The sequence below is a fragment of the Natrinema soli genome (assembly GCF_028618695.1).
In genome coordinates, this window is record NZ_JAQIVI010000649.1 from 1 (window position 1) to 914 (window position 914).

1 protein-coding gene is annotated in these 914 nt (G+C 70.5%); it reads right to left on the reverse strand.

What is annotated here, in order from left to right:
* The coding region (locus PGX04_RS29190; RefSeq protein WP_273741697.1) for a PAS domain-containing protein at nt 1–914 on the reverse strand (914 nt) is incomplete at both ends.

A 914-nucleotide genomic window follows, 5' to 3' on the forward strand; every position in this document is an offset into this window, starting at 1 on the left:
AGCGCGTCGAGCGCGCGTCGGATCGACGACAGAGCGGCCGCTCGAGAGCCGCGCCTGTCGCGGACGACACAGAGCGTTCGATCGGGGTCCGAAAGCGGCGCGACGAAGACGTCGACCGGCGGGGACGCGTCGGTCGCGAGAACACCCGTGATCGGTTCCATCCACCGGATGACCGGTGACCGACCTCGCTCCCGAACCGTCGCCGCGAGATCGTCGGCGAACACGTCCTCGAGTTCCCGTCCGACGAGCGCATCCGCACCGGCGAGATCGAGCAGCGCCGGGTTCGCCAGCCGAATCGTCGTCCCCTCGAGGACGGCGATCCCGTCGTCGAGCGCGTCGACGACGGACTCGAGGAGTCCGAGGCGGTCTTGGTTCACCGCGGTCGCGGCGTCGGGGGGATGTTCCCGCGCGTGGACCGAGACGCCGTCGTCCCCGGGGTGAACGGTCACGGCGAGCCGCCCCTCGAGCGGCGGAAAGGTCGTTCCGAACGTCTCGGTCGAGCCCGTCGTCTCGGCCGCTCGAACGCCGTCGTAGAGCGCCTCGCTGAGGTCGTCCGGAAGGAGGTCCCAGACGACGGTTCCGATCGGGTCGGCGCGGTCGCTCGAGCGCTCCGCGGTGCCCGTATCGATCTCAGTTCCTGCGCCGATACCGGCATCGGTGCCGGTGAACAGCGACATCGCGGCGTCGTTCGCGTACCGGAGTTCGTCCCGCGGACCGAGGGTGAAAAACGCGTCCGCGAGTCGGTCGACGCCCCGGCGAATCCCGTCGTCGGTCGCCGAATCGGCCGCCGATCCCGCACCGGTTCGGGTGACGACGACCCCCTCGACGGTCGGATCCGCGAGCCGATTCGTGAGAGTCAGCTCCGAAACGTGCCACGTGCCGTCTGCGTGGCCGAGCCGCGGCGTCACGCGTTC